Below are 6,211 nucleotides of genomic sequence, written 5' to 3' on the forward strand. Positions count from 1 at the left end.
TCCGATCCCACGGCAGCCGCGACGCCAGCACCACCAGCGGGTGCTTGGGGTCCACCATCGCGTCGAGTCGGGCGCGGAAGAAGTCGGGCGTGCTCAAGGTGCAAAGCCCCCAGGAATCAACTCCGCTAACAACGCTTCCTGGGGGATTCAGAGGACCGGACTTACCCTCGAACGCCAGCATTCATGCGGGTTGCAGCCAAATTGCAGGGCCGACTTCTTAGAAGCGGGGTTAGCCTAGGGCGCGCCAATGCGCAGACTTTCAGGGATTGAGATCTCCCACATCCAGAGCGAGTAGGGCGGCGTCGAAAGCCGTCGTTCCAACACCGCGAGACGACCTGCCGCGGTCGAGTGACCGTTGACAGAGGCACCGCTGCCCATCGAGCGCGGATCGTCGAATGGCCGGCCGCCGCCGCCGCGGTCGTCCGGTCGTTCAAGCGGCTCGCCTCGAACGACTCACACCAGCCTGTTGCGGTCACCGCTTGCCAGCCGATCCGGTGCAATAGCCCTGGCGCAATTGAAGACCAGTCGCATGAACTCGGGCGTTGCTTGGCTGAAGGCTGTGGCACGGGACCCGATAAGTCTTTGATCTACACATCCGAGGCAGTGCAACTACTGTGGCGCCATACGATGAGACCGGCCCAACGGAAGGTGGCCACGCGCGCCGGCCGCGCAATGGCCGGGTTGCGTGCCTACCGCCTGCTGTGCGCGCGCAACTGACGCGGCCTGCACTCGCAGTGTCACGCCGCCGATCTCGGCCAGGTGGTCGAGGGGCGCCACGCCCGGGCCGCTGGGCGGCCTGCCGACTGGTTCATCGACGACGCCGTGGTTGGGATAGACCAGCACGTCCAGCGCCTGCGCGGGCGGCGAGGGTAAAGGTGAGCAGCAGCGGCCCGGCTCAGCGCATGCAGCTGGCGGGCCGCATGTCAGGCGGCTTGGAGTCTCAGCAGGGTGACGAGGCCGCCGCCCTGCGCATTGCTGATCGACAGCGTGCCGCCCAGGCGCTGCACGGACTTGTCGACGATGGCCAGGCCCAGGCCCGCGCCACTGGCTGCTGTGCGCGCGGCATCGCCGCGGTAGAAGGGCGTCGTCAGGCGCTGCAGGCGGTCGGGCGGCACGCCGGGGCCGTGGTCGCGCACGCGCAGCTCGACCCAGGCGCCGGCGCGCGTCGCGCTGACGTCCACGCGCGCGGGCTCGCCCGGCTGGTGGCCGTAGCGGCGCGCGTTCTCGAACAGGTTGAGCAACACGCGGCCAAGCTCGGTGTCGTCGACGACGACCTTCAGCGTCTTGGCGACCAGCACCTGGAAGCGGATCTGCTCTGGGTCGCGGAAGCCCTGCACCTCGCGCTCGACGATGTCGACAAGCCGGGTCTCGCGCAGCTGCGTCTCGTTGGGCCGCGCGTAGTCCATGAACTTGCTGATGATGGCGTCGAGCTGGTCGATGTCCTGGGCCATGAAGTGGCGCGCCTGCTCGTCGCTGACGCTCATCTCCGTCTCCAGCCGCAGCCGGGCCAGTGGCGTGCGCAGGTCGTGCGAGATGCCGGCCAGCATGACGGCGCGGTCCTCCTCCAGCTTGGCCAGCTCGCGGGCCATGCGGTTGAAGCCCATGTTGACCTCGCGGATCTCGCTGGTCATCGTCGTCTCGTCCAGCCGCGAGTCGTACTCGCCGTCGCGAATGCGGCCGGCAGCCTCGGCCAGCTCGCGCAGCGGCTGGTTGATGAGCCGGGCGATGAGGGCCGAGCCGACGACGGTGGCCAGCAGCGCGATCAGCACCCACCACCAGTTGCTGGCCATCGCGATGGACAGCGGCGCGGGCGAGGTTCTCAGCCAGAAGGCGTCCTCGCCGACGATGTAGCGCACCCACAGGCCCGACGCGTCGTTGACGCTGCGGGCAATGACGGTGTCTGGCCCCAGTGTGTGGCGCAGCTCCGCGGCCAGCTGCTTGGCGAAAGGGCTGGTGTCGTACGGCAGCCAGCGGTCGCTGGTCTCGGCCACGCGCACCTGCACCGTGTCGCCGCGCGACATCGAGCTGATGACGGCGATGCGGTTGATGGGATCGGTGTGCTCCAGCGCGATGCGGCTGAGCTTGACGAGGCCAGCCAGCTGCTCGGCCGACTCCAGCGCCCGCGGCTGGGCTTCCAGCAGCTTGAAGGTGTGCTGCCAGGCCAGCACCGCACCGGCCAGCAGCAGAGCCAGCCAGGCGAAGGTGCGCCAGAAGAGATTCAGCGCGAGGTGGGGGCGCGGCATGCGCTAGGTGTTTTCGTCGGGCACGAAGACGTAGCCCACGCCCCAGACGGTCTGGATGTAGCGCGGTTGGGCCGGGTCGGCCTCCAGCATCTTGCGCAGGCGCGAGATCTGCACGTCCAGGCTGCGGTCGAAGGGCTCGAACTCGCGGCCGCGCGCCAACTGGGCCAGCTTGTCGCGGGAGAGCGGCTGGCGCGGGTGCCGCACCAGGGTCTTGAGCATGGAGAACTCGCCGGTCGTCAGCGGCAGCTGCTCGCCGTTCTTGGTCAGCCGGCGCAGCGCCAGGTCGAACTCGAAGGGTCCGAAGGTGACCGTCATCGGCTCCTTGCTCGGCGCGCCCGGCGCTTCCGGCGGTGGGCGGCGGCGCAGCACCGCGTTGATGCGGGCCAGCAGCTCGCGCGGGTTGAAGGGCTTGGCGAGGTAGTCGTCGGCGCCCACCTCCAGGCCGACGATGCGGTCCACGTCCTCGACCTTGGCGGTCAGCATGATGATGGGCGTCTGGTCGTTTGCGGCGCGCAGGCGGCGGCAGATGGTCAGGCCGTCCTCGCCGGGCAGCATCAGGTCCAGCACGATGAGGTCCACGGTCTCGCGGGTCAGCTGCTTGTTCAGCGCGCGGCTGTCCTCGGCGAGCAGCACCTCGAAGCCTTCCTGGGTCAGATAGCGCCTGAGCAGATCACGGATACGAGCATCGTCGTCGACGACGAGGATGCGGTTGGGGCGGGGTGTCGCGGTGCCGTTCATCGCGTTTCCTGAATTTGTAACAGCGACATTGTGAGCAGGTTTTAAAGCCATGCCTGTAGGACAGCGCGCAGCGGTTACAGCTGGTTTCGAGCCGGCCCGGGTAAGCTGGGCTTTCCTTCTTGCCACAGAGTTTCTTATGCGCTCATTGCTTGCTGTCTCCGTTCTTGCCCTGGCCCTGCCGGCCCATGCCGGCGCCGATGCACCGCGCGAGCGGCTCAGCCTGTCGGCCAGCGCCAGCGCCGAGGTCCAGCGCGACGTGCTCGGCGTCGGCTTCTCGACCACGCGCGAGGGTCCGGAGGCGGCGGGCGTCCAGACGGCCCTGAAGCAGGCGCTGGACGCGGCCCTGACCGAGGCGCGCAAGGTGGCCAAGCCGGGCCAGGTTGACGTGCAGACCGGCGGCTTCTCGCTCTACCCGCGCCACGACCCCAAGACCGGCAAGATCAACGGCTGGCAGGGCAGCGCCGAGCTGCTGGTGGAGGGGCGGGACATCGCTGCCATCGCGCAGCTGACGGGGCGCATCGGCACGCTGGCCATCTCCCGCGTGGGCTACAGCCTGTCGCGCGAGGCGCGCGAGAAGGCCGAGGCCGACATCACGGCCCAGGCCATTGCCCGCTACCGCACCAAGGCGGCCGACTACGCCAGGCAGTTCGGCTATGGCGGCTACGTGCTCGGCGAGGTCAGCATCAACGGCGACGAGATGGCGCCGCGGCCGCTGATGGCCAAGGCCATGCGCATGGGTGTCGCCGCGGGGGACGAGGCCCTGCCCACCGAGGCCGGCAAGGCGACCGTGACGGTCAACGTCAGCGGCTCGGTGCAGCTGACGAAGTAGCCGCCCCCCGGGCGAGCGCTCAGACGGCGGTCCAGCCGCCGTCCATCGCCCAGGCCTGGCCGCGCACGTTGATCGCGGCGTCCGAGCACAGGAACACGGTCAGCGCGCCCAGTTCCTCGGGCGTCGTGAACTGCAGCGAGGGCTGCTTCTCGGCGAGCAGGCGGCGCTTGGCCTCGTCGTCGCCGACGCCGTCCTTCGCGGCCAGCGCGTCGACCTGCTTCTGCACCAGCGGCGTCAGCACCCAGCCGGGGCAGATGGCGTTGACGGTGACGGGCGTCGTCGCCGTCTCCAGCGCGATGCTCTTCGTGAAGCCCACCAGGCCATGTTTGGCCGCCACATAGGCCGACTTCTGCGCCGACGCGACCAGGCCATGCGTGGATGCGACGTTGACGATGCGGCCCCAGCTCTTCTTCAGCATGCCGGGCAGGGCCAGGCGCGTCGTGTGGAAGGCCGAGCTGAGGTTGATGGCGATGATGGCGTCCCATTTCTCGACGGGGAAGTCCTCCACCTTCGCGACGTGCTGGATACCCGCGTTGTTGACGAGGATGTCGATGCCGCCGAACTCGGCCTCGGCATAGGCCACCATGGCCGCGATGTCGGCCGGTTTGCTCATGTCGGCGCCGTGGTAGCCGACCTTGACGCCCAGCGCGGCAACTTCGGCCTTGGGCCCTTCGGCGTCGCCGAAGCCATTGAGGATGAGGTTGGCGCCCTGGCGCGCCAGCGCGAGCGCGATGCCCAGGCCGATGCCGCTGGTGGAGCCCGTGACGAGGGCGGTCTTGCCTTTCAACATGGAGGGGTCCTTCTGGGTTGCTAGGATGACTTCAAAGGATTGAATCATGACCCAGCCTGAACTGCGCTTCGTCAATTGTCTTGATGCGACCGGCCTGCACCGCATGGCTTACTGGGAATGGGCCGGTCCCAGCGCCGATGCACCGGTGCTGGTCTGCGCACACGGCCTGTCGCGCCAGGGGCGGGACTTCGACGTGCTGGCCCGCGCCATGAGCGCGCGCCACCGGGTCATCTGCCCCGACGTTGTCGGCCGCGGTCGCTCGGACTGGCTGCGCCAGCCCGCCGGCTACCAGATCCCGACCTATGTCGCGGACATGGTCACGCTGCTGGCGCGCCTGGACGTGGAGCAGGTGGACTGGGTGGGGACGTCCATGGGCGGGCTGATCGGCCTGGGCCTGGCTGCCCTGCCGCGGCCCGAGGGGGCGCCCAGCCCGATCCGCCGCCTCGTGCTCAACGACGTCGGCCCGGCCGTCGGCTTCGAGGCGCTGCAGCGCATTGGCGGCTACCTGGGCAAGGTGCTGCGCTTTGCGTCACTGGACGAAGGCGCGGCCTATCTGCGCACCATTTCGGAGGGCTTCGGCCCACACACCGATGCGGAGTGGCTGGCGCTGTCGGCGCCACTGTTCCACGAGGAGGACGGCGGCTGGACGCTGCACTACGACCCCGCCATCGCCTTGCCTTTCGCCGCCGTGACGCCCGAGCTCGCCGCCGCCGGCGAGGCGGCGCTGTGGGCCGCCTATGAGCGCCTGAGCTGCCCGACGCTGCTGATCCGCGGCGCCGACAGCGACCTGCTCAGCACCGAGACGGCCCGCGCGATGACGCAGCGCGGGCCGCTTGCCCGCCTCGTCGAACTGCCGGGCGTGGGACATGCGCCGACGCTGATCCATGCCGACCAGATCTCCATCGTGAGGGACTTTCTCAGTTCATGAAGACCGGCTCGATGATCGAGGGCGCGGCTACCGCGCCCATCGTCGCGCTGCTGGATGCGGGCGCCGCGCATTCCAATGCCGAAGTGGTGCGTGCCCGCGCCTTCGCCGAGCCGCTGCTCGCGGGCGAGCTGCTGGACACGGGCGAGAACGCGCTGGCCCATGCCGATGGCGTGGCGGCCGTGCTGCACGGCGTCGGTGCCGCCCAGGAGCTGCAGGCGGCGGCCTACCTGGTCTATGCGGCGGATTTCCTCAACAAGCCCGAGGAGGTCGTCGCCAAGGCCTTCGGCGACAGCTACGCCAGCCTCGTCACGCACACGCGCCGCCTCGTGCAGCTGCAGCGCACCACCCGCGACGCCAAGGCGCAGGCCGACAAGAAGCCGGACCAGCGTGCCGAGCAGACCGAGCGCGTGCGCAAGATGCTGCTGGCCTTCTCGCGCGACCTGCCAGTGGTCCTTCTGCGGCTGGCCTCGCGCCTGCAGACCTTGCGCTGGTTCGCGGCCACCAAGGTTCCTTGCCCGCCCGCGTTGGCCTCCGAGAGCCAGCAAGTCTTCGCGCCCCTGGCCAACCGGCTGGGCATCTGGCAGATGAAGTGGGAGATCGAGGATCTCTCCTTTCGCTTCCTCCAACCCGATCGCTACAAGGAGATCGCCAAGGCGCTCGATGAAAAGCGCCTGGAGCGCGAG

Annotated in this window: 6 protein-coding genes; 3 read left to right on the top strand and 3 right to left on the bottom strand. The window is 69.1% G+C overall.

Features of this window, described 5'->3' with window-relative positions; translation table 11 throughout:
• Nucleotides 1–923: 923 nt before the first annotated feature.
• Together JOY88_RS22330 and ompR are read right to left on the bottom strand one after the other, a co-directional pair.
• Nucleotides 924–2,243: an ATP-binding protein gene (locus tag JOY88_RS22330; RefSeq protein WP_293504852.1), complete on the bottom strand. Its 1,320-nt coding sequence runs from the start codon at nt 2,241–2,243 to the stop codon at nt 924–926.
• A gap of 3 nt (nt 2,244–2,246) precedes the next feature.
• Nucleotides 2,247–2,981 carry an osmolarity response regulator transcription factor OmpR gene (gene ompR, locus JOY88_RS22335; RefSeq protein ID WP_293504853.1) on the bottom strand — a complete coding sequence of 245 codons (735 nt, stop codon included), beginning with the start codon at nt 2,979–2,981 and terminating at the stop codon, nt 2,247–2,249.
• A 136-nt stretch (nt 2,982–3,117) separates the two neighbouring features.
• On the opposite strand from ompR, the gene JOY88_RS22340 reads away from it, so the two are divergent.
• Nucleotides 3,118–3,810, top strand: coding sequence for an SIMPL domain-containing protein (locus tag JOY88_RS22340; RefSeq protein WP_293504854.1), 693 nt, complete (start codon nt 3,118–3,120; stop codon nt 3,808–3,810).
• Nucleotides 3,811–3,829: 19 nt separating this feature from the next.
• Here JOY88_RS22340 and JOY88_RS22345 read toward each other — a convergent pair whose 3' ends face one another.
• On the bottom strand, nt 3,830–4,600 hold the full coding sequence (locus tag JOY88_RS22345) for a 3-hydroxybutyrate dehydrogenase (RefSeq protein ID WP_293504855.1): 771 nt from the start codon (nt 4,598–4,600) through the stop codon (nt 3,830–3,832).
• Nucleotides 4,601–4,646: 46 nt separating this feature from the next.
• Here JOY88_RS22345 and JOY88_RS22350 point away from each other — a divergent pair, with 46 nt between their 5' ends.
• Together JOY88_RS22350 and JOY88_RS22355 are read left to right on the top strand one after the other, a co-directional pair.
• A complete protein-coding gene (locus JOY88_RS22350; protein WP_293504856.1) occupies nt 4,647–5,528 on the top strand; it encodes an alpha/beta fold hydrolase in 882 nt (293 codons plus the stop codon).
• On the top strand, nt 5,525–6,211 hold a 687-nt coding region (locus tag JOY88_RS22355), incomplete at its 3' end, for an HD domain-containing protein (RefSeq protein ID WP_293504857.1). The genes JOY88_RS22350 and JOY88_RS22355, both read left to right, overlap by 4 nt.

It is taken from the genome of Roseateles sp., assembly GCF_019237615.1.
GTDB lineage: Bacteria > Pseudomonadota > Gammaproteobacteria > Burkholderiales > Burkholderiaceae_C > Pelomonas.